Source organism: Nostoc sp. JL33 (assembly GCF_017114985.1).
GTDB lineage: Bacteria > Cyanobacteriota > Cyanobacteriia > Cyanobacteriales > Nostocaceae > Nostoc.
In genome coordinates, this window is the sequence record NZ_JABXKP010000018.1 from 24500 (window position 1) to 46735 (window position 22236).

The 22236-nt window shown below is 43.2% G+C and carries 20 protein-coding genes, 1 tRNA gene and 1 pseudogene; 10 read left to right on the forward strand and 12 right to left on the reverse strand.

The window, feature by feature from the left end:
* Window positions 1-346: 346 nt before the first annotated feature.
* The 6 genes and pseudogenes from HWQ23_RS33565 to HWQ23_RS03630 form a co-directional block, all read right to left on the reverse strand.
* Window positions 347-1167 (reverse strand): annotated as a pseudogene (locus HWQ23_RS33565) (Uma2 family endonuclease).
* Between the two features lie 332 nt (window positions 1168-1499).
* The gene (locus HWQ23_RS03610; RefSeq protein WP_292823660.1) at window positions 1500-1808 is read right to left on the reverse strand and encodes a KGK domain-containing protein; all 309 of its coding nucleotides are present in this window, start codon (window positions 1806-1808) and stop codon (window positions 1500-1502) included.
* A 248-nt stretch (window positions 1809-2056) separates the two neighbouring features.
* The gene (gene ccsB / locus HWQ23_RS03615) at window positions 2057-3115 is read right to left on the reverse strand and encodes a c-type cytochrome biogenesis protein CcsB (RefSeq protein ID WP_292823661.1); all 1059 of its coding nucleotides are present in this window, start codon (window positions 3113-3115) and stop codon (window positions 2057-2059) included.
* A 217-nt stretch (window positions 3116-3332) separates the two neighbouring features.
* Window positions 3333-5087 carry a DUF3352 domain-containing protein gene (locus tag HWQ23_RS03620; RefSeq protein WP_292823662.1) on the reverse strand — a complete coding sequence of 585 codons (1755 nt, stop codon included), beginning with the start codon at window positions 5085-5087 and terminating at the stop codon, window positions 3333-3335.
* Between the two features lie 929 nt (window positions 5088-6016).
* Complete coding sequence (locus HWQ23_RS03625) at window positions 6017-6646, reverse strand: chorismate lyase (RefSeq protein ID WP_292823665.1); 630 nt, start codon at window positions 6644-6646, stop codon at window positions 6017-6019.
* A 458-nt stretch (window positions 6647-7104) separates the two neighbouring features.
* Window positions 7105-7185, reverse strand: a tRNA-Leu gene (locus tag HWQ23_RS03630).
* Window positions 7186-7628: 443 nt separating this feature from the next.
* Here HWQ23_RS03630 and accC point away from each other — a divergent pair.
* On the forward strand, window positions 7629-8972 hold the full coding sequence (gene accC / locus HWQ23_RS03635) for an acetyl-CoA carboxylase biotin carboxylase subunit (protein ID WP_292823668.1): 1344 nt from the start codon (window positions 7629-7631) through the stop codon (window positions 8970-8972).
* Window positions 8973-9135: 163 nt separating this feature from the next.
* Here the strand turns inward: accC and HWQ23_RS03640 are convergent, their stop codons facing one another.
* On the reverse strand, window positions 9136-9429 hold the full coding sequence (locus HWQ23_RS03640) for a YggT family protein (protein ID WP_292823671.1): 294 nt from the start codon (window positions 9427-9429) through the stop codon (window positions 9136-9138).
* Between the two features lie 174 nt (window positions 9430-9603).
* Here HWQ23_RS03640 and HWQ23_RS03645 point away from each other — a divergent pair, with 174 nt between their 5' ends.
* From HWQ23_RS03645 to HWQ23_RS03665, 5 genes are all read left to right on the forward strand, one after another.
* Window positions 9604-9846, forward strand: coding sequence for a hypothetical protein (locus HWQ23_RS03645; protein WP_292823674.1), 243 nt, complete (start codon window positions 9604-9606; stop codon window positions 9844-9846).
* 114 nt (window positions 9847-9960) lie between these two features.
* Entirely contained in the window at window positions 9961-10080 is a 120-nt protein-coding gene (psbX, locus tag HWQ23_RS03650) for a photosystem II reaction center X protein (RefSeq protein WP_292763886.1), read from the forward strand.
* 245 nt (window positions 10081-10325) lie between these two features.
* Window positions 10326-11243: a Ycf66 family protein gene (locus HWQ23_RS03655; protein ID WP_292823677.1), complete on the forward strand. Its 918-nt coding sequence runs from the start codon at window positions 10326-10328 to the stop codon at window positions 11241-11243.
* Between the two features lie 47 nt (window positions 11244-11290).
* On the forward strand, window positions 11291-11851 hold the full coding sequence (locus HWQ23_RS03660; RefSeq protein WP_292823679.1) for a TolB family protein: 561 nt from the start codon (window positions 11291-11293) through the stop codon (window positions 11849-11851).
* A 120-nt stretch (window positions 11852-11971) separates the two neighbouring features.
* Complete coding sequence (locus HWQ23_RS03665; protein WP_292823682.1) at window positions 11972-12496, forward strand: TolB family protein; 525 nt, start codon at window positions 11972-11974, stop codon at window positions 12494-12496.
* 125 nt (window positions 12497-12621) lie between these two features.
* Here HWQ23_RS03665 and HWQ23_RS03670 read toward each other — a convergent pair whose 3' ends face one another.
* Complete coding sequence (locus HWQ23_RS03670; protein ID WP_292823685.1) at window positions 12622-13629, reverse strand: succinate dehydrogenase/fumarate reductase iron-sulfur subunit; 1008 nt, start codon at window positions 13627-13629, stop codon at window positions 12622-12624.
* A gap of 1458 nt (window positions 13630-15087) precedes the next feature.
* Here HWQ23_RS03670 and HWQ23_RS03675 point away from each other — a divergent pair.
* The 3 genes from HWQ23_RS03675 (at window position 15088) to HWQ23_RS03685 (ending at window position 17320) form a co-directional block, all read left to right on the forward strand.
* Window positions 15088-15525 (forward strand): AbrB family transcriptional regulator, encoded by a 438-nt coding sequence (locus tag HWQ23_RS03675; protein WP_292823688.1) that lies wholly within the window; start codon window positions 15088-15090, stop codon window positions 15523-15525.
* Window positions 15526-15710: 185 nt separating this feature from the next.
* Window positions 15711-16580: a CPBP family intramembrane glutamic endopeptidase gene (locus HWQ23_RS03680; RefSeq protein WP_292823691.1), complete on the forward strand. Its 870-nt coding sequence runs from the start codon at window positions 15711-15713 to the stop codon at window positions 16578-16580.
* Between the two features lie 119 nt (window positions 16581-16699).
* A complete protein-coding gene (locus HWQ23_RS03685; RefSeq protein ID WP_292823694.1) occupies window positions 16700-17320 on the forward strand; it encodes a hypothetical protein in 621 nt (206 codons plus the stop codon).
* A 130-nt stretch (window positions 17321-17450) separates the two neighbouring features.
* Here the strand turns inward: HWQ23_RS03685 and HWQ23_RS03690 are convergent, their stop codons facing one another.
* The 4 genes from HWQ23_RS03690 to HWQ23_RS03705 form a co-directional block, all read right to left on the reverse strand.
* Complete coding sequence (locus tag HWQ23_RS03690; protein ID WP_292823697.1) at window positions 17451-18572, reverse strand: geranylgeranyl reductase family protein; 1122 nt, start codon at window positions 18570-18572, stop codon at window positions 17451-17453.
* A gap of 136 nt (window positions 18573-18708) precedes the next feature.
* Window positions 18709-19257: a ribosome recycling factor gene (gene frr / locus HWQ23_RS03695; protein ID WP_292823700.1), complete on the reverse strand. Its 549-nt coding sequence runs from the start codon at window positions 19255-19257 to the stop codon at window positions 18709-18711.
* On the reverse strand, window positions 19244-19972 hold the full coding sequence (pyrH, locus tag HWQ23_RS03700) for a UMP kinase (protein WP_292823703.1): 729 nt from the start codon (window positions 19970-19972) through the stop codon (window positions 19244-19246). Before pyrH ends, frr begins: the two co-directional genes overlap by 14 nt.
* A gap of 71 nt (window positions 19973-20043) precedes the next feature.
* A complete protein-coding gene (locus HWQ23_RS03705; RefSeq protein ID WP_292823706.1) occupies window positions 20044-20598 on the reverse strand; it encodes a thioredoxin family protein in 555 nt (184 codons plus the stop codon).
* Between the two features lie 465 nt (window positions 20599-21063).
* On the opposite strand from HWQ23_RS03705, the gene HWQ23_RS03710 reads away from it, so the two are divergent.
* Entirely contained in the window at window positions 21064-21963 is a 900-nt protein-coding gene (locus HWQ23_RS03710; protein ID WP_292823709.1) for an alpha/beta fold hydrolase, read from the forward strand.
* Window positions 21964-22236: the final 273 nt, after the last annotated feature.

A 22236-nucleotide genomic window follows, 5' to 3' on the forward strand; every position in this document is an offset into this window, starting at 1 on the left:
ATACTCGCGGACGAGTCTTTGATACTGGCGCATGAGTCTTTTATACTCGTGAATGAGTTTTTGAACTCCATTAATGAACCTCGGAGCTTCGTTGATGAACCTTTGAGCTTCGTTCGTGAACCTCAGAGCTTCGTTAATGAACCTCGGAGCTTCATTTGTGAACCTCAAAGCTTGGTTAATGAGTTTGTTACAGCAATTCAGGAAAGAGAATCAGGATCTACGCCAAGCGATGTCTAACGATAAAAATATTTAAATGTTTGGACTTGACACCAAATCTCAATGTATTGCGGTGTCCAGATCCCCGACTTCTTCGAGAAGTCGGGGATCTATGTTTCTCACGAATAATTTAGATTAAATCAGGATCTATGCCGAGCGATCGCAACCGTTCTGCTAATAATTGGGCGCGTTTTTGGGCAAGTTGTGCTTGTTCTTGTGGTGTTAAAAGCCTTTGTCCTTGCCGATCATACCAATACAACCACTCGCGGGGAATGCCGAGATAAGTTCCCCTTTCCATGCCAATTCCTAAACCAATCTCTGGTAGCCAAACGGGACTACCATCTTCTAATGCAGTGTAACTACCATTAATTAATTTGTATACTTCCAACCGTGGCTTTCGGCGACGAAATGGATTGTAAACTACATAATACAAAATCCCTAGCTTTGCATACTCTGCTTTCTTAGTTGAGTATTCGCCACGGTAGTTTTGAGATACTACTTCCAACGCTAATATTGGTAGTTTCTTTTCTTCCCAAAGCACATAACTAGGGCAGGGTCATTTCATTCTAGATTTAGGCAACAAATTTAGGTACTTTCAGCCGTCGAAAGATGGAATCTCTGAAGCCTAAAATGACACATTCTCGTAAAGGCATAAAATGTCAAAATTTAGAATGAAACAGCCCTGTAACTAGGGCGGAGGTTTTCATCATAAAATCGCTCAACGCCCAAACTCAAAAACCCATCTGGTACTATTGGCGGTAAGTCTGGGTCATAATAAATACCCATATCTACGCCAAAAAACCAATCCATGCGTTCTGACCAAGCCATTGCTAGAAGCGCTTTGAGTAAACCGGGAATTAAATCTTGTAATTCATTATCTACAGGGGTATCGTCAGAGTCTGGCAGTTCTTCAGATGAGGGCAAACAAGCTAATGGATCGTAATTTAGCATGATTGATTTCCCATTCCTTAGTTATTAGTACATCTTTATTTTATTAATGAATATTGATGATAATTTAGATGAAAGAATCAGGATCTACACCGAGCGATGTCTAACGACAAGCCTCTTCTCTACGAGACGCTGCGCGAATGCCTATACGCAATTTTTCTACTAATAATTTAGCTTATTGTTGAGCTTGCTGGCCTTGTTCTTACCCCCCAATTTATCGGGGGGTTGGGGGGATCAAAAGTTTATCGGGCAACTCTAGAAGACTTGTGTTTACACTGTAAACTAGCAGAAAAAGACTAAGGTTCTCAGACTTGAGTACCCTTGCTTATTGGGTATTAGTTTTCTACTTGTTTGAGTTTTTCAAAAATTTCATCAAGTGGTGATTCAGATTCATCAGGACAAAATTCTAAAGCAAGTCTAACTTTTCCTTTTTTCCATCCCTGAGTACTAAACTGCAAAACTTCACAGTTTAATCCTTGGGTATACAAATTTACTTCATCTGTCTCATCTGCTCCAATATATTCCTTAATTGCTGTAATCAAATCACGCACTTTAAAAGTTTTAGAAATATCTAACTTATTAAAAGTGTCTGGTTCTATAGACACAACTTCATTGTGGTTCAGTCTCTCGAATCCATCTTCCATAAAAATCTCCTGTCACTAAATCTATACTTTCCACAGATTTAGCAGTTCATCCGAAATAAAATGATGATTTTATAGATTTAGTGCTACTCAATATATGGTATGAAAAGCTCTCATGCAAAGAGCCAAAGTAAATCAGGATATTTACTTTACATATCTTCACATGAGATTAAAAAGAAGAATTCATACTCATATCAAGCAACGCCCTGATTATTTTTGGATCAGGGCAATTCGCCACATAAATCAGGTTTTTAGAAGAACCAACCGTAAGAATGCAAACCTTTACCCAAAAGATTCACACCTAGATAACAAACCCAGACAACAACAAAGCCGGTGGCGGCTAAAATTGCGGGACGACGCCCTTGCCAATCGCGAGTGATCCGGGCGTGGAGATAGGCGGCGAAGACTAACCAGGTAATTAATGCCCAAGTTTCTTTAGGGTCCCAACTCCAGTAAGAACCCCAAGCTTCGTTAGCCCAAACGCCACCGGCAATGATCCCAATTGTCAGCAGGGGAAATCCTAGCCCGATGATCCGATAGCTAATGTTGTCGAGGGTTTCGGCAAGGCTAAGGCGCTGAGGTGAAAGAGGTTCGGCAGATGCTATTTGAGGTTCAGAGGTAGTTACTAAACCCAAAACTGCGGTGTTACCGTTACCGTTGCCGTTGCTACTACTTTCAAAACGGGCAAAGCCGTTATTTTCGACAAGAGGGGCTGGTGGTTGAGAAATTAGTTCAGCTGCTTTGTGCAAGCGGTAGCCGTTGCTACGATAGCCACCAGTACCTACAGAACTACCTTGTAGTTGGATGTTTTTACCGCGAGTGACAACTAAAAAAGCGATCGCTAATAACGAACCCACCATCAAAGCCGAATAACTCAACATCATGACGCTGACATGCATCATCAGCCAATTTGACTTCAAGGCAGGTACTAGGGGTTCTGACGTTTGCATCTGGGATGGTAATGTCATGGTAGCAAAAGCCGCGATCAACATTGCCACTGGAGCTGTAACAACTCCTACTAAGCGGCTACGGCTACTATTTTCGGCAATTAGATGGACGGCGGTAATTCCCCAAGTTAAGAAAAATAGAGATTCATAAAGATTACTTAGAGGAAAGTAACCAGCTTCTATCCATCGTGCCCCTAGTAGAGTCGCCATACACAAATTAGCGATCGCCATCCCAGCTGTCCCCAAAGCGGCTAGATAAGGCAGATTCGGAAAAGCCGCTCCTCCCCAATACACCAGCATTGTCAGGAATAATATCGCAAAGGAGGCATTGTCCAGCCAGTTCTGGAGTACAACCAGGTTCATAAAGTGTTCTCTCCGTGGATGATTTAAAATACCGATTCTGACTGTTCTGATCCTATATGCTTACAGGGTCATGAAGCAGGGGGAATGGGAAATAGGGCATGGGGCATTAGGCATTGGGCATTGGGAAGAATTTATTTGCTATTCTTTACTCCCTCATCTTCCTTATCTCCCTCATCTCCCCCACTCCCCACTCCCCCACTCCCCACTCCCCACTCCCCTATTTAACAAAGTTCCCCTTATTGCTTCCTGGACTAGGCAAGGCAGTCGAGTTCGTAACTTTTTTCAGTCCGATAAAAATGTCGTAGATGTTACTGCGACTGTCGCTGACAGCAGATGTCATCCCAATTGAGCGCGTTGCATCTAGCAAAGTTTGTTGATTGGGAATTAAAGTTGGTAAAGGGAAATTTTTCACAGTTCGTTCCACATCCAGGAAAAATTGACCATTTGTCGGATTTGGTTCTGTAGGAACTGTTTGTTGAAAGGGGATCGTGCTAGCTAGTGTGTTGTTGGGTTTGGAAACAATTTTATCAGTGATGGGAGCGCCCACTACTAGAAAAGCGATATCTCCATCTAACCAGCCGTGGGTGGCCGTTAACGTACCATAGGGTGAAACCCAGTTAACAACAGGTTGATTTGCGACTTTTGCCGGTTGGACTTGGAACTGGTATTGATTTCTCATCACGTCATCAAGCTGTTTTAAGGATGTTTCAGCTGATTGGCGATCGCTTCCCTGTACCATGAACACTAAACCCGCACGAAAATTATCTGGTGAACCTTGTTTTGCAGTAGTCGGAATCACTGATAAGGAAAATTCGCCTTTCATCCAACTGAGTAAATCCTTATCTAAATCGAGATTGGTAAGAGATTTGATACCACCTCTGATCTGTTCTGGTGCGATCGGCGAGAGAGGATTTCCCTGAGATGTTAAAACGTAATCTCCCCACAACCTCTGTAAGTTACCGCCAGATAGCATCATTAAGGTTTCTGCTGGTAGGCGGCTTTGCATTTCCCCAGCTTTGTTTTCTACCGCCAGCACACGTTGGCTACTAGGGTTTAACCAAGAAACACCCTTGAAGCGGATTCCTTCTGGCTCTAAGGTCATTGTCCCCGCTAAACCTTGGTTATTTTGCAGTTGAGCCAAAACTTGAGCAGGTAAAGGGCGGTTTGGAGAAGCTGCGGCTATTTTGGCTGCTGTTGGCACATTTACGTAAAACTGGGCAAAGGGTTGGTAATTGCCAATTTTCCGAAAATTCTCAGTAAAGCCCCCTGTTGTCGCTAGGGATGTTTTATTTTTGTAGGCGTCGATCGCTCGTTCTGTGGCTTTGGGATTATCAGTTATGACTAAAAAACGCCCATCTAATAATGCGGCTGAGAAGTTTTCCCCTGCTTGTCCCTGATTTTGTTTAATGGCGATCCCTTGATAAGTACGGTCAATCCATTTGCCTTGTTTAAGGGTTTTGGGTTGTGCCAAAATGCTTTTGGCGATTTCTGGGTTTTTCACTGGCAATACTATTACCATCGACTGCTGATCATTGGCAGCATCTTCATTGGTGGTAACTGGTTTGGGTGCAGGTTTACTCGCTGTTGCTGGGGCGAGAATTGCGATCGTCACGTCATCGCCTACCCAAGGAGCGACATCTTTCTGGAAGTCGTAACCATTATTAGTCAGAAAGCGATCGCGCAATTCTACTAAATTTTTGTCCAGTTCTGTTTGGGTTTCTCTTGTCCCAAACTGCCGCAATTGCTGCCACTGCTGGGGATCTGTTGTCAGAGAAACCGCAAACAGGGCATCACCAGGAATAATATTTGCACCTACTAGCAAATCGCTCCAATATGGTTGTCTCTGGCTTAACAACCAGTATGCTGCACTCCCAGCACCAATCAATAACCCAGCAGCCGAGAGCGTCAACACCAGAGACGGTTTTTTATTTTTATCTTTCTTCATCGGAACAGACACAAGAGGCGGTGCCATCGAAACCTATACCTCATACTTGCAAACTCATTACTTGTTTGATTGGTTGAGTTAACCAAAAAGTTTCTCGTTATCTAGGACACTTAACTGCATAAATGTCTCCATCCTAGACATTAACAATTTCTAATTCGTAATTACAAATGACGCTCTCGTGCGTTCGCGAATAGCCTGTCGCAGACAGACGCTCTTGCTAGCTTGCTTAGACGCAGGAGTACGCGGACTCCTTCGCGCTACCAAGACAGTAATTACGTTACGGATGCGAATTTAGACCCCACCCATAACGGCACGACCTGTAGAGTTCTCTTACTCTCACCCGATGCTCTCTACCAGACGCGCTTCTCTACGAATACTCGCGCTTCGCTGCGCTATCGGTTTAATTACGAATTAGCAATTAGTAATTATTGTTGATCATATTTCCGTAATCAACCTTCCCTACTGTTTCAAAAGCGGTGTTTTAGTGGTTAGTTACCTTTTTTAACACGGGTTGTTGAATTTCGCCGGACACTTCCTTTTGGACGGTTGCCTCTGCGGAAATTCTTCGAGATTTAAATCCGTCATTCAAGCACTTTGAGGATATAACTAACTTGGGCATTGCTGCAAGTCATCAGCAACCCACACTACCTTCTATTTACAGAACTTCCATCTGTTGTATTGACTTTATCTAACCTAGATAAATTCAGTATCCGGCATTTCGCATGGATTACCAATCTTACAAATCAGATATGTTGCCGAATTATCATTTTTCGGAATTTGCATCAAAATTATACAAAACAGTTGTTATTTTTGCTGAGGATAAACTGGTACTTTTTGATTAAAAATTAAATTTTGAATTGGAGCCTACTTTTTCAAACAAACACGCTATATACAGCGTCTCGTAGAAAAGGGGTACTAGGCTGCTGCTAAGAACACGTTTGAATTTTTCAATGGTATTATGCCTCAGCATTAACTGCACTCAGCTGCATAGGCCCCAAATATTTAGTTAAATAAGGCGAAAAAACTTCATAAATTAAGGTTAGTGGCTGTCCATGATGCCAAAACAAGTAATGGCGACCCCAAAAAGGCCCAGTTACATCAAAACCAGACTCTAGCGCCGATGAGTCACCGTAGTAAATTCCTCGAACATCCCGATACAACTCTGTACGAAGACGAGCTAAACTCGCCCAAATTGGTAATGAACGATTTTGCAAATACTCATCTACATGACTGGCTTCCCACCACGAAGTAGCATAGGCTAATCGCTGCCCAGAAGCAGTACGCAGCCACACTTGTCGCCGTAGTCGCGGCTCTGGGACAGCTTGGATTAACTCAGGAGCAGCATCCAAGTCCATGCCAATCAATGACATATCAATCACATCTACTTCTACAGCCTCACCTGTAAGCAATTCTAAATGACGTGTTGGAGAGCCGTCACCCAAAAGCATTAGCTGCCACGCAGGTGCCAGCTGAGTGTGAGGTAAACTTTGTTGAATTATTTCCTCCCCTCCTTGCCAAATCGGAGTGAGGCGATGCCAAGCTGCTGGCAGTGTTAAGTTGTTTGTCGGCGTAAAAGTTATACTCAATGCTTTTTACAAAACTTCACCTTTCTCTATAAAAGCATAAAAAATTAGTACTTTGGCAAGGCAATTTTGCTGGCTGGGGAGTAGGGAGTGGGGAGTGGGCGGTGGGAAAAGATTTTTTCGTTTTGTCAAATTTTCTAAGTATGTAGTAAGCACTAAAGTGCTTACTACAAGGACTTACACGTAACTTGCTTCCCTAAAGGGCTAGACTACAAACTTATCTAGGGATTTCCAACAAATAAATTATTCAATCTTGTGGGGTAGACCGAAAAGCCCGCCCATAGCCAAAGGCGGGCTTTTTGGCCCACCCCACAAAAAGTAGTTGAGTACTTTTTTATTTGGCAGTCTCTTAGCAAGCATTGTTGCCTTGAAGAGTATTAGAGCTAGGTTCAGATTTAAGGGTCAATAGTCTAAGGTTTTTTGACCCTTAACTATTGACCCTATGACTAAACAAGCAAAAATGCGGATGGCGAGACTCGAACTCGCAAGGCAAAGCCACACGCACCTCAAGCGTGCGCGTATACCAATTCCGCCACATCCGCATGGTTTGTCTAAAGATAGACTATAGCATAAGAAAATAATTATAGTAAGGTGATATCTAAATTCAGTTGCTCAAAAATATAAATTTTCTCAAGGTGGTATCAGACTGACAGAAATTTAGCAACTGCACAAGTGATATTAAAAAGGGTAGAGCTACTGTGTTCGGCAGTCTTTCGATGGCGTAACCACCCGCAGTAGGAGATGTCTACGACAGGCTACGCCGAAGCAAAAGCCCAGTTTGGTAAGCTAGCCAAGACTTACAGCAGCAATGAATGAATGTTGTTAGTCTTGTAAGACCCGTAGAGGCAGCAAGCCTGCAATATGCGAGTTTGCTTAGAATCAGGGTGGCGAATCTCCTGTGATAATTTGAAATAGTGTGAAAGCGTCGTTTCAAGTTGGATCACAGAAAATGTCAATCTACTGGTAATGATATCGAAACTAAAAAATGAAGTTTGACAAAATATTAATTGCCAATCGGGGAGAAATCGCCCTTCGCATTCTCCGCGCCTGTGAAGAAATGGGGATTGCGACAGTTGCGGTTCACTCGACCGTTGACCGTAATGCTCTTCACGTCCAACTTGCTGATGAAACTGTTTGCATTGGCGAACCTGCTAGCAGTAAAAGTTATTTGAATATTCCCAATATTATTGCTGCCGCACTGACACGCAATGCCACTGCCATTCATCCAGGCTATGGCTTTTTAGCAGAAAATGCCCGGTTTGCGGAAATCTGTGCTGACCATCATATTGCTTTTATCGGCCCAACTCCAGAAGCTATCAGGCGGATGGGGGATAAATCCACTGCCAAAGAAACCATGCAAAAAGCTGGAGTACCCACAGTACCAGGTAGTGAGGGGTTGGTAGAATCCGAGGAAGAAGGATTAAGATTCGCTAAGGATATCGGCTATCCAGTGATGATCAAAGCCACAGCCGGCGGTGGTGGACGGGGTATGCGCCTAGTTCGTTCTGAAGATGAATTTGTCAAACTTTTTCTCGCCGCCCAAGGCGAAGCAGGAGCAGCTTTTGGAAATTCTGGCGTTTACATAGAAAAATTTATTGAACGTCCCCGCCACATCGAATTTCAAATTTTGGCGGATAACTACGGTAATGTTATCCACTTGGGCGAACGGGATTGCTCAATTCAGCGCCGGAATCAAAAGCTACTGGAAGAAGCACCAAGTCCGGCTCTCGACCAAGATTTGCGTGAGAAAATGGGACAAGCTGCTGTCAAAGCTGCCCAATTCATTAACTACACTGGGGCGGGTACTATCGAGTTTCTCTTGGATAGATCCGGTAAATTCTACTTTATGGAAATGAACACCCGGATTCAAGTAGAACATCCTGTAACAGAGATGATTACTGGGGTAGACTTGGTTGCCGAACAAATTCGGATTGCCCAAGGGGAAAGACTTAAGCTTACCCAAGATCAAGTAGTCTTACGGGGTCATGCGATCGAATGCCGGATCAACGCTGAAGACCCCGATCATGACTTTCGCCCTTCTCCTGGGCGGATTAGTGGCTATCTTCCCCCTGGAGGGCCTGGTGTTCGGATTGATTCCCACGTTTACACAGATTACCAAATCCCGCCCTACTACGATTCTTTGATCGGCAAATTGATTGTTTGGGGGCCAGACCGACCCACTGCTATTAACCGCATGAAACGCGCACTCCGGGAATGTGCCATCACTGGACTACCCACCACCATTGGGTTTCATCAAAAAATTATGGAAAATCCACAGTTTTTGCAGGGTAATGTCTATACAAATTTTGTGCAGGAAATGAACGGTTAAGGGAGTGGGGAGTGGGAAGGGTACAGGTTATAGGTTACAGGGTACAGGGTTCATAGCCCAAATCGTCTATTTGTAAGGTTTGAATTATCGTAGGAAGGGTACAGGTTATAGGTTACAGGGGACAGGGTTCATAACGTATAACCTGTACCCTGTACCCTGTACCCTAATTAACACGAGATAGCATAGTCAGCAATCCTTGCTGACCTAGCAGGATTTCTCGCACCAGGCTGAAGATACCAACCCAAATAATAGGTGTAATGTCTACCCCGCCTATGGGTTGGACTAGTTTTCGCAACGGGATTAAAAATGGTTCAGTCGGGCAAGCTATTAAATTAAACGGCAAACGATTCAGATTCACTTGCGGATACCAAGTGAGAATGATCCGGAATATAAATAAAAATGTCATCAGTCCCAACACAGGGCCCAGAATCCAAGCAGTCAGGTTAACACCAGTCATCGGTTTCAGTTACTATCTATCTATCTATCTATCTGTGAAGAAAGGAAAACTTAGGCAACGGCAAGCCCTTCTCCTGTCGGAGACGCTACGCGAACGGGTGATGCTCCTACGTCGCTAACGCCAGTCGAGGAAAGGGGAGCCACTCCGTTGGCCGGGTTAAGAGGCTTGAAGGAAGTGGCGTGGAAACCCCCAACTCTTGGAGAGGCTTCCGCCAACGCGGAGCGTCTCCAAGAGTTGGCGCTAGTCTCTCACCAAAGCGAGAAGATCGGGCTGGCTCACCGCGCTTTGCGTCACCGAATAGCCCGTCGTAGACATCGCCAGAAAATTTTAAGCTTTGTAAAGCACTCTCATCCTTATTTTAACCAAATACTGTCACTTCCTTCTGAAAAAGAAAAGCAAACTCGCTCACGCGGTTAACTCAACAACTAGTGAAAGCAGTTACCAAGTTTGGCAGTTCAGAGTTAGAGGCTTCTCAAGAAAGTAATACACTATTAAAATTAGGATGAAGTGTGTAAAAAAAGGTTTAGAAGTATGACGCCTTCTTTAGCAAATTTTCTTTGGAGTTTGGCTTGGGGTAGTGCAATTGTTGTGATCCCTGTTACAGTTGGTCTAATTTTCATTAGCCAGAAAGATAAAATTCAGCGTTCATAATGCTTATGAGAGTCAGTTTGACTCTCACAACCGATTGTCTGTCAGGTATTTATAATTGCACCAAAAGCAGCAGTGTTTGCCGCAAGAAGCAGTTGTAGCTAACAGACATAGGTTTTTTTATTTTTCGGTGAACAGCTTCAGAGCTTCTTTGCCAGAGGCTTTGAAGCTTCAATATATCGTCTTTAATTACAGTAGTGATTTTAATTGTGACTCGCTAACATAGATTTGATATTGGGAAAACAGCAATGATAAATTTTGGGCTGAACTCAGCCAGTTTTCTGGCTCAGGTAAATTTTGGGGCAAACTCAGCCAGTATTCTAGGAATTTTCCTGGCTGTGGCTGGGGCAGCACTGTATTTTCTCCGCACTGTGCGTCCAGAATTGTCACGGGATCAAGATATCTTTTTTGCAGCAGTCGGCTTGCTGTGCGGCTTCATTCTCGTGTTTCAAGGATGGCGGCTAGACCCGATTCTACAATTTGGTCAACTGCTTTTAGTCGGCACAACTGTGTTTTTTGCAGTTGAAAGTATTCGTCTGCGGAGTATAGCTACCCAGCAAGCAAAGCGCAACACTCCGATTGTGGACGATGAGCGAGAGGTAAGCGGAAATTATTCAATGAACCGTAATCGCAAGAATTATGGGGCTGAGATGGAGGCAGACTTAGATCCACTGCCTTATGAAGATGAGGAAGAACGCCCCCCGCGTCGCCGGATTCAGGGTACCAGGGATGAGATTTCAACTCGTGATGATTACTACGAGGAGCAACCCCCCCGTCGTACAGAACGCCGTAACAGCACCAGTAGCGAAAGACAGGCTCCAGCTGATAAAACGCGTCGGCGGACTTCTGGCCGTCCTGTGAATCGCCCTTCAGAAAGCTCTGAAGAAGAAAATTGGGGTTCTTCATCTAGGCAAGTTGATGATTGGGAAAGTTCGGGAGGGGAAGTCAGAAAACCTTCTCGCCGCAGTAATAACAGACCCCAGCAACCAGAAAATCGTGAAGATGATGTTGCTCCCAGACCAAGAAGGCGTCGTCCACCCACTGACTCAACTCCTCGAAGAGGGCGCGAAGATGATGACGCCATACCAACTGATTATGTGCCATATAACCCGATTGAAAAGCCAAATCAGGAGCCAGATAATTTGACTGATTATGACGATGTTTAAAACAGTTGGCGTGGAAGTAGGTTTAGAGGCGACGGAAAGCAGTTGAGGTGGAAAAATTTACGCCGACATTTTGGCTCCAAAGACCTATTCATTGGAGCCTGGTTTTTGGTTTAACAAGTTTGCTTGTATCTTGTGGTTCTAACGATATTCCCACAGGGCCTACTTCCCTCAACAGTCGCTACACTGAGGAGCAACCTGCTTTGAGTGGAAATGGGCGCTTTTTAGCGTTTGTATCTAATCGGAATGGTAATCAGCAGCTACTAGTGTACGATTTGGAGAGGCAACTATTTATTAGCATACCGGGGATAAATCGGCAGGAAACAATTGCCGAAAGTCCTAGTTTGAGCTACACAGGGCGTTACATTTCTTATCTTACTAGCGACCAAGGTAGACCAGTGGTGGCGCTTTACGATCGCGCTACGCAACAGTCGCAAATCGTCACACCAATCTATCGCGGCTGGGTCAGAAAACCAAATATCAGCCCAGATGGACGTTATGTTGTTTTTGAAACCGCCAGCCGTGGTCAGTGGGATATTGAAGTCTTAGACCGGGGGCCAAATATTGAGTTAGATATTCCCAACGGTGCAACTGTAGGTTCACCTCCGTAGGGGAAAGTTAGGAGTGGGTAGAGACGCGATTAATCGCGTCTCTACTGAGTTAGGAGTTAGGAGTTAGGAGTTAAAAGTTGTGAGACTATTGACTAATGACTAATGACTAATGACTAATATATGAAACGTGTTTATTTTATACCTGTATTTTTCTGCTTAAGTTTATTGACTGGATGTTTTGGCTACCCTCGCATTTTGAATTATCCCTTTGATCCAGGGGGTCGCAGTCTCAATAGTTTAGCGTCGGAATTAGACCCCCAAATTTCTGGGAGATACATTGTTTTTATTACTGACCGACGGGGTAGCCAAGATGTTTATATGTTTGATACGGTAACTCGTGATTTGGTTGATTTGCCAGGTTTAAACTCCTTTGATGCGATCGCAACTCATCCTAGCGTTTCACAAGATGGTCGTTATGTGGTCTTTGGTGCTAGTCGTCAGGGGCGATCGGCTATTTTTCTTTATGACCGGGAAACACGCCAATCACGGAATTTGACTAATAACCTGCAAGCGGAAGTCCGCAACCCTACCATTAGCGCTGATGGTAGTAGAATTGCTTTTGAATCTAGTAACAACGGGCAGTGGGATGTTTTGGTATATGACCGCAATGGACAGCCGTTGAATATACCTCAAGAACCGCGTTGAAAAAATGGGGAGTGGGGAGTGGGGAGTAGGGAGTGGTGAAATAAAATTCTCTACCTCCTACTCTCTACTTGCTGAGTGTGGAGAAATAAAATCCCTTACTCCCCCTACTCCCTATTCCCTACTCCCTACTCCCTACTCCCCATTTCTTGTTGCACAGATTCAATGAGCGATCGCACTTCTTCGGTTCCCTCTGAAGGTTCAAATGATAGGGGAAACTTACCCCGGAGGATCATTCGCAAACCGAGGGGTGCAAGACTGAGTAATCCTTTTAAATCCCGAAAGTAGTTACCGACAACTTGTAAACCAAATTGACGTTCATCAATCCAACCACCTTCTTTAACTAAATCCACCAATACTTTCCGGTGACGAAGCCAGCGACTATCGCTGACTTGTTTGTGGGTGAGAATTTCTTGTTTAATTTTGGTGATTTGTTCTAATGGTGCAACTTCCATTGGACAAACTGAATCGCAGTATAAACAACGCGTGCAACCCCATACGCCTTTAGTACCTTCGTTGTAGCTTGCTAAACGATTTTCGGTGTCGCGATCGCGGGAATCTGCTAGCATCCGGTAAGCTTTGGCAAGGGCATGGGGGCCTACAAAGTCTGGATCAACTTCACGGGCATTGCATTCAGAGTAACAAGCACCGCACATAATACAGTTGCCAGTTTGATCGAGGCGCGATCGCTCTTCTGGTGTTTGCAAAAACTCTCTTTCTGGTACTTGTCGTGCTGCCGTACTCACATAAGGAGCAACTGCCTCTAGATTATTCCAGAAACTGCTCATATCTACAACCAAATCTTTAATCACGGGCATATTGCCCAGAGGGGCGATCGTGATTTCGTCAATGGCATTTACTTTACTTTGGGATGATGCTATTTGTTGTAATCTGGCAAGTTCACTGCCAACATTTTCCTTACAAGCTAAAGCCGAACGCCCATTAATTCGCATAGCACAGCTACCACAAATGGTATTACGGCAATTTTTGCGAAACGCCAAGGTTCCATCTTGCTCCCACTTAATATGATTGAGGCAATCCAGAATTGTATTACCTGCTTGAGCCTCTACGAGGTAGGTTTGCACTACGGGGGAGGAATTTTGTTGCTGTCGAATCACCTTAAAAATAACTTCCATGACCACTAACCAAAATTTTAAAATTGCTTCACCCGCCTCAACAATCATCGGTCAAGGCAGGTCGTTGCGAGAAGTGAGCTATACTTTTTTTGCCCTTAATTCAAATCCTGGTGTTAATAGGCTGACGATCAAAGAGTAACTCATTCTAGTTTAAGGATAACCATTAAAATTTTACTTGTTGCAGCGCTGTAGGCCAGATTTGTGTCAAATTTTGAGTTAAAACGCCAAAAGTGTAATCGCCGCTTTGGATTGAATTTACCTGTTTGGGAATGTAAAGGAAAGGGGGTTTGCTTAGAAAGGGACTTAGGTTTATCTTTCACCTAGCGATCATATCCAAATTAAATGCATGTCAGGTTAGCAACACGTCTTGATGTCAACTTGAGTTAAGCAGTCCTGGCTGGAAAATTCCGCCAAGCTACCGCTTGACGGAATTTTTTGATTATATAGAAGCGTGAAAGCAGATATTCAATATATAGTAGTCGCAATCAAGCGCTAGGCATATGTTAAGAGATTTATTCTTTCCATAGACAGACGTAGAAAATCTTCTGACCGCTTTTGAGCTTACGGTAAGAAACTGAGGAAAAATCCTCACCACTTTCAAATAAAAGTTCTTGCACCGGGAATCCCAGATGCGCGAGACTTTTAGATTTTTGCTGACTCTCAATCAAGGCAATCTTGGATTTAAGTCATTGGTCAAAATGACCAGTCTATATTAAATAAATTTTTATAAAAGGCATAGGGCAATACTCACGCTTGCAATAAAGAGTTACAAAAATACCCAAGTTTTAAGTCCAGGAATTTAAATAAAAATTTACCAGCAACTTTAATTCAAAATTAAACAACTATTTTGCTATTATTAGTCCATGCTAGTATTTAATATAAAATTACGAACTGACAAAACCAGAATCAAGAGCCGTATCAGCGCGGCTACTACTGCTTTGTTGATTCGTAATGTAGAGACAAGAAAATTCGCGTCTCTACCCGCAGGACAAAAGGGCGTATGCCCGTAGGACTCTATTGAAATACTATGCTGTCCTAAGGTTGAGAGTAGAAGTAGAGAAAACTCTACTTACCCATTAGCCGGAAGGGCAAGCACTAAAAGTGGTAAACCTGCAATTTTTTGGATCTACGATTTATTTGTAGTAGAACCAACCCAACTTGTAAAGGTGGCTGAAAGTTACACCGCTACAGTAGCGCCAAAAGAGAAAACAATTTCATTTCTGATGGCGAATAATGGTTAAAAGTGCCGTAAAATCAGCAAAATTAATGTCTGTGGAAACTATGACCTCTAATTTGTTGTGGACAACCATATATAGAAGTGCTTTTGGCTCCTATCAGCAGGAATTCACCCGTTACACTAGAGTCCTAAGTAGCTCTATGCAAATGCTAAAAAGTCAAATGCTGGCATGAGACTACATCATTTATCAGTTTGGAGAGAGTAAGGAAAATTTGAGCATAATGACTGAAACTGCAACCGCGCCATTAACCGGAAAAGCACTACTTGGTAAAGTAAAAGAACTTTCCACTTTACCACGCCGAGAAAGAGCTAAACAGTGCGGCTATTACACTGTTACTAAGAATAACCAGGTTCGTGTCAATCTCACCGATTTTTATGACGCTTTGCTATCTGCTAGAGGAATTCCTCTAAGTCCAGAAGCACCTAAAGATGGTCGTGGCCGTGAACCGACGTATCGGGTTAGTGTCCATCAAAATGGTCAGATTGTGATTGGTGCTACATATACCAAAGCAATGGGCTTAAAACCTGGAGATGAGTTTGAAATTAGGCTGGGATACAAGCATATTCACCTAATTCAACTCGGTGAAACCGATAAAAAACTAACCTCACAAGATGTAGACGCCGACGACTTGGACGAAGATTTGGAAGACGAAGAGTAAATTTGCTGATGGTAGGGATAAGTTTCAGGTGATGATAACTTGTCCTTACCCCGGCAGGAAACTAGTAGCTCTATTTAGAGAATTTTGTCCCAAGTTAAAAATACGATTAGACCCCTTGCAGGAGTCACCAAATTTATTAGACTCTTGATTAATCAGCAAGAAATCTATAGTGCAAGAAGTCTATCGTGTTTTTTTTGTTTATTTTGATAACTTTCTTTGAGCCTTCGGTCAACGCCTTACTGGCGTTTATGGAAAATGCACCAGCACTAGTTGTAGTGATGGCATTTTTTATTTTCTGGATAGTTTGCTGGTTGCCGATCGCAACAGTATCAGCAATATTGCTCAATTGGCAACCTGCCAAACCTTTGCAGCCAGAGCAAAAGATGCCGTTATTGTTGTCACTCTACCTATTAGCTCCCCTGATTCTATGGGGAGTTAGTTGGCTGACAAATAAATCTTTTTCGGATTACGGCTTTGTTGGCAATCTTTCAACTCTTGGCTCTTTAGCACTAGGTTTCGGTTTGGGAGTGGTGAGCCTAGCTATTGTATTTAGTGGGCAATTTGGGCTAGGTTGGTGTTTATTTGAAAAGACGAATTTCAAGTTACTACTACCGATCTTGCTGCCGATTTTCTTGATAGCGTTATTAGTCGGTGGGATAGAAGAGTTAGTTTTTCGCGGTTTCCTGTTTACTGAATTAGCGCAGGATTATCCAGTTTGGGTAGCAGCAGCAATTTCTAGCTTGATTTTTGCCTTGCTACACCTGGTTTGGGAACAACGCGAAACGGCACCCCAACTCCCTGGATTGTGGCTGATGGGAATGGTGCTGGTGTTGGCACGCTTTGCAACGAGCGGCAATTTGGGTTTAGCTTGGGGATTGCACGCGGGATGGATATGGGCGATCGCTACCATAGACACAGCAGAACTAATTACTTACACAGGTAAAGTCTCTGACTGGTTCACTGGTAAGAACAAAAAACCTCTAGCTGGTTTGGCGGGAATTATTTGTGTATTGGGAACTGGAGTGATTATCTGGCTTTTCTCTAGGTATTTTTAACTTCGCTTTAGGCTGCAATATTTAAGAGGTGAGCTTGCTAACGAAGCTTGCCTTTCAAATAATATTTTGCAAAGACGGGCAAGCTATGCACAATTAAGATAGAACTGGAGCAGAAGTCTATGGCATACACTGATTTTAGTCTCCTTAAAGTCAGAGATGCATTTAGCTTAACTTTGTCAGAGACACGCAATCTGTTTCTGACTGTAGGCGCGGTGCAGCCCTCTGACTTGCTAAATCGGTTGCTGGATGAGAACCTAACTTTAGCGACTGCGATTAACAGCGAAAAAGCTCGTTCTGAGTTCTTAATCGCTCCTATTCTGTCTGAGGTGAGGCGACAGTTAAATTATCAGATCAGCTTATTTTCAGGTACAGAGTTCAATATTGATCCTGCTAAAGGACTCTCAGGCTTTTGTGACTTCATTCTCAGCGCATCTCGTGAACAGTATTTTATCAGTGCCCCAGTAGTCACTGTTGTAGAGGCCAAAAATGAGAATATTATCGCCGGATTGGGACAATGTGCAGCCACAATGATTGCTGCTCAGATATTCAATCAAAGAGCAGGTAATGATATTAAAGTCATATATGGAGTTGTAACAAGTGGAACCGCTTGGAAATTCTTAACTTTAGAACAGAATACTGTTTGCATTGACTCAATAGAATATCATGTTAATGCAGTCGATAAGATTCTAGGAATTATATTGCAGACCTTTGAAAGTTCCTTGTCTAAAACCCTAGTTTAAAGAAATGCTAAGTAGATAGGCATAAATAAAGTTATAAATAGGGCGGGCAGGATGCCCACCCCACAAGAGATGATTAATTTTTCTGGGGTGTGTATCTCTTTGCTAGAGATTCGTTACCTAATCCCTAATACTAACCTCCAAAACCAGGAATTAAACGCTTGAGGGCGCGATCAGTAACGTCGCTATAGCGGAGTTCTCCACAGAGAATTTTACCCATGATTTTGGCACCGGAGGGATGCTTAACACCAACTTTGTAGCCAATAGCAGGAAAGCGATAGAATGCTCCAGCTAATTTTTGTGCCCAAGCCATCTCAGTACCCCATTCTTCATTAATAGCTTCAGTATATTTTTCTAAAGCGTTGGTATCACCAGAAAGAGCCTCATTAATAGCTCCTGCTGCAATCAAACCGCTAAAAATTGAAGGACGAATACCTTCTGCTGTCATGGGATAAACTACACAAGCAGCTTCTCCAGCCAAAACTGCATTTTGGGTATGCAACTTTTGCTTTCCATTCCACAAGCAAAGGGGATAACCATACTGCTTGCTAGTTTTGATATCTAGATCAAACGATCGCGCGTACTCATCTAAAATCTTTTTAAAATCCTGGGGTTGGCCACCGACAAATGTACCGATACCAATAGAATAACCATCCGCCTTCGGGAAGTTCCAAATGTAGCCATTTTTCACCAAGCCCAACTCAAGGTGAATTGTGGATTTGTCTTTGACAGTTGCAGAAACTTCTGCTTCCAAAGCTGCTGCTAAACTGCGTTTACGTTCTTTGAAGCCTAGCCATTTTGCCATCGACCCTTTAGCACCATCAGCCGCGATTAAGTAGCGACCTGTAACTGGCCCATTGGCTGTGTTAACTTGCCAATAGTCACTTTTAAATTCAATACTCGTTACTTCAGTATTATCTCGGAGTTCAGCCCCTTGCTTCTGTGCCTGCTGCACTAGAAAATGGTCAAAAATATCTCGTCGCACCATCCAGACTGGTTCTTTTGTGGCGATTTTTGCTTCCACTGGGTCGCCCAATTTCCAGGTAAAGCGAAAGGAGTCGGCTTTTACAGAAATTGCTGGGCTAAAATCAAAGTCAAACCATTGAGCGATCGCTGGAGATACACCACCGCCACAAGGCTTATATCTTGGTAGGGATTCTTTTTCTAATACTAATACTGAGCGGCCTTGTTTGGCTAAATGATATGCAGCTGTTCCACCAGCTGGGCCAGCACCGACGATGATGCAGTCGTACATATGGCTGAATTTTTGCTCCTGAATTAGTGATTTTCTCTTAAGATACTTGATCAATTTTTGTTAAATACCTAACAAATGATAAAGGCTGAAGAATTTAACCATCATCCTTCAGCCTTTATGCTTCAGACTTTAGACTTTAAACAGTCGTAATGTCTTTTTCTTTTTCTGCCAGCAATTCGTCTATTCGAGCATTGTATTTGTTTGTTAGTTTTTGCAGTTTGTCTTGCTGATCGCGTGCTTCATCTTCAGGAATTTCGGCGTTTTTTTCCTGTTTGCGAATCGCGTCTATGGCATCGCGGCGGATGTTGCGAATAGCAACACGACCCTCTTCAGCATACTTAGATGCCATTTTGACGAATTCTTTACGGCGATCGCTCGTTAAAGGCGGAATGTTCAGCCGAATCACGGAACCATCATTGCTGGGGGTTAAACCGACATCAGATAAAGAAATCGCTTTTTCGACTATATTTAAACTGCTGCGATCGTAGGGTTGAATTAAGATTGTCGTGGCATCTGGTGTGCTAATGTTTGCCAGTGATTTCAAGGACGTGGGCGAACCGTAATAATCCACCAATACCTTATCTAATAAACTCGCATTGGCGCGACCAGTGCGAATTGTGTTAAAAGCTCGTTGAGTCGCCTCAACGGTCTTTTGCATCGTACTTTCAGCTTCAGCTAATTTCACAAGAACCTCCCACAAGGGTGCCGATGGATTCTCCCAAGACTGCTCGGTGAATGTTACCTCGCACCGTTAGGTCAAATACCAGAATTGGGATATTATTTTCTTTACACAAGGCGATCGCAGTACTATCCATCACCCGCAAATCTTTCGTTAAAACGTGTGCGTAGGTAAGGCTATTGTAACGCTTGGCGTCAGGATAAATATGAGGATCAGCATCATATACTCCATCTACTTTAGTGGCTTTAAAAATCACCTCCGCATCAATTTCTGCGGCTCTTAATGCCGCAGTAGTATCTGTAGTAAAAAAGGGATTTCCCGAACCAGCACCAAAAATCACTACCCGTCCTTTTTCCAGATGGCGGATGGCACGACGACGAATATACGGCTCCGCTAATTCTTGCATAGCGATCGCAGTTTGCACCCGCGTCTGTACTCCTATACGTTCTAGCGAATCTTGCAGCGTCATGGCGTTCATTACCGTGGCAATCATCCCTATGTAGTCAGCCGTTGCCCTGTCCATCCCCGCCGACGCCGCTTTGACGCCACGAAAAATATTGCCACCGCCAACAACGATGGCCATTTCAACTCCAGTGGCGATCACCTCTGCTAATTCTTGTGCTATTCCTTTGACCACTTCTGGATCAATGCCATAGCCCATGTTGCCCATTAAGGCTTCACCGCTCAGTTTGAGTAAAACCCGTCGGTAATTCGTTCCCATGAAGTTCCGCTTTATCAAAAAAGTTGCAATTGCCTCCAATTTAAGATAGCAGTTACAGGGACTATCTATGTCTAGTTACGCCAAATCAATGTAGTACCTATTGGTTGTGTTTGTGGTATATCTATTTTTTCACCTTGAAGCAGAGAAGCGATCGCAGTTCTCAAATAATCCTTTCCCGCCGATGATGGATCTTGGGGATGATCGTCAATTTGACCTTTGTAGCGTACTATACCATTAGTATCTATGAGAAAGGCCATTGGGGTTTTTGTCGCCCCAAAACTGCGGGTTACATCTTGCGTCGAGTCCCACAGGTAAGGAAAGTTCAAATCGTGACGCTGGGCAAAACCTTTCATATTTTCAAAGCTTGGCTTAGTGTCGCGATCGCCATCACTACCATTCATCCCAATTAGTGTGAAGTCTTCTGGCGCAAATTCGGCTTGAATGTTTTTTAACCTGTCTATATACCACTCTACATAAGGACAGTGGTTACACATGGAAATGACACCGACTGCTCGGAACTTCTCAAGATAACGCCTGAGATGGTGTACTTGATCATCAATTCCTGGTATTTCAAAATCTGGTGCGTAACTTCCTACAGGAGTATCAATTGTTTCTAATAGATTCATGTTTTCTGGCTCGCAGAACTAGGAACAAGAAAAATATTGTGAAATTCAGCGTCAGTTTCCAGTTGCAAACCACCCCTTAGCCGATGCCTCATATTCAACAATCTTATAGACTTGCATTGGCTGTCGTAAATTGTGAAACTACTGAATCTAGCACTAATGCTAATTCACTCACATCTAAAAATAGCAAAAATATTACTCACATTACAGAAGTTATGGTTTCTAATACTGACATAATCTAAGTTGTGGGTAAATTACCTCTTTGAACAAGATGAAAATCTATACTGGATAAAACTATCAGCTTGATGCTAGTGTTATCAGCCTAGAAGCTTTCGTAGTGTACGTCTAAGCTATCACTAGAGCAAAGGATTTACTTTTAAAATCTGATAAATTTTATTCAAATTCCCAACAATTTTACTTGCGTCTTGCTGCTGAAAGGCTTTTACCCTTGTGATCATCAAATTTTTTATGGCAACCTCAAGTTCAAAAACAGCACTTAACTCTACAAAAACCTGGATTTGGCAAGATTTCCCGATCTGCTATCAAACCCAAGGAACCACTGGGCCTGCTGTTGTCCTGGTGCATGGATTTGGCGCTTCTTGGTGGCATTGGCAAAAAAATATTCCCGTATTAGCACAAAATTGCCGTGTTTATGCGATTGATTTGATTGGTTTTGGTGCTTCCGCAAAACCTCAACCTGGTGAAAAAATTGCCTATACCCTAGAAACTTGGGGACAGCAAGTAGCAGATTTTTGCCGGGAAGTTGTCGGTGAGCCAGCTTTTTTAGTCGGAAATTCTATTGGCTGTATTGTAGCTATGCAAGCAGCAGTAAGCAACCCAGATATTGCCTTGGGAGTTGCTTTGCTAAACTGTTCTTTACGGCTGTTGCACGATCGCAAACGGGTAACTTTACCTTGGTCTCGTCGTTTCGGAGCACCTGTACTGCAACGCCTGTTGTCTATTAAACCAGTTGGTGATTTCTTTTTCAATCAACTCGCTAAACCGAAAACAGTGCGGAAAATTCTGTTACAAGCATACTCGAATCCTGAGATGGTGACAGATGAGTTGGTAGATATTCTCACTTCACCAGCAAGTGATCCGGGGGCTGGGGCTGTGTTTCTGGCTTTTACTTCTTATTCTACAGGCCCATTACCAGAAGAGCTTTTGCCACTGTTACAGTGTCCGGCGATTATCTTGTGGGGAACGGCTGATCCGTGGGAACCAATTAAATTAGGTAGAGAATTAGCTAACTTTGGGCAAGTAGAAAAGTTTATTCCTTTAGAGGGAGTGGGGCATTGTCCGCAGGATGAAGCGCCGGAGTTAGTCAATCCGATTTTACTCGATTGGATTTTGGAGCGATCGCGTTAATAGACAAGGGCTGAATTTTCACGTAATGGGTGGTTTAGCTTCGCCGATAATCTGTGAGGTGGAAAAAGTATTTGCTAAATAAAAATCCAGGGTTTTTGCCAGATAAAGAAAACCGAGTTCTTAATTTTGGATAAAGTCGAGCTAAGATGCACCTCCTTTAGGTTGAGGTAGGCTTAATATCTTTAGATACAGGTGAACCCGTAATACCCATTTGGTTGGAGAAAATTTACCAACGAGTAGTAAGCCAGTTGAAAAGCTAAGTCATGAAAATTT

Coding starts and splice junctions, on each gene's coding strand:
- HWQ23_RS03710 (WP_292823709.1), top strand. CDS start 21,064: ATGGCAACCTCAAGTTCAAAAACAGCACTTAACTCTACAAAAACCTGG.
- HWQ23_RS03610 (WP_292823660.1), bottom strand. CDS start 1,808: ATGGAAGATGGATTCGAGAGACTGAACCACAATGAAGTTGTGTCTATA.
- psbX (WP_292763886.1), top strand. CDS start 9,961: ATGACGCCTTCTTTAGCAAATTTTCTTTGGAGTTTGGCTTGGGGTAGT.
- HWQ23_RS03690 (WP_292823697.1), bottom strand. CDS start 18,572: ATGTACGACTGCATCATCGTCGGTGCTGGCCCAGCTGGTGGAACAGCT.
- HWQ23_RS03640 (WP_292823671.1), bottom strand. CDS start 9,429: ATGACTGGTGTTAACCTGACTGCTTGGATTCTGGGCCCTGTGTTGGGA.
- HWQ23_RS03705 (WP_292823706.1), bottom strand. CDS start 20,598: ATGAATCTATTAGAAACAATTGATACTCCTGTAGGAAGTTACGCACCA.
- HWQ23_RS03620 (WP_292823662.1), bottom strand. CDS start 5,087: ATGGCACCGCCTCTTGTGTCTGTTCCGATGAAGAAAGATAAAAATAAA.
- HWQ23_RS03675 (WP_292823688.1), top strand. CDS start 15,088: ATGACTGAAACTGCAACCGCGCCATTAACCGGAAAAGCACTACTTGGT.
- pyrH (WP_292823703.1), bottom strand. CDS start 19,972: ATGGGAACGAATTACCGACGGGTTTTACTCAAACTGAGCGGTGAAGCC.
- accC (WP_292823668.1), top strand. CDS start 7,629: ATGAAGTTTGACAAAATATTAATTGCCAATCGGGGAGAAATCGCCCTT.
- ccsB (WP_292823661.1), bottom strand. CDS start 3,115: ATGAACCTGGTTGTACTCCAGAACTGGCTGGACAATGCCTCCTTTGCG.
- HWQ23_RS03655 (WP_292823677.1), top strand. CDS start 10,326: ATGATAAATTTTGGGCTGAACTCAGCCAGTTTTCTGGCTCAGGTAAAT.
- HWQ23_RS03670 (WP_292823685.1), bottom strand. CDS start 13,629: ATGGAAGTTATTTTTAAGGTGATTCGACAGCAACAAAATTCCTCCCCC.
- HWQ23_RS03665 (WP_292823682.1), top strand. CDS start 11,972: ATGAAACGTGTTTATTTTATACCTGTATTTTTCTGCTTAAGTTTATTG.
- HWQ23_RS03685 (WP_292823694.1), top strand. CDS start 16,700: ATGGCATACACTGATTTTAGTCTCCTTAAAGTCAGAGATGCATTTAGC.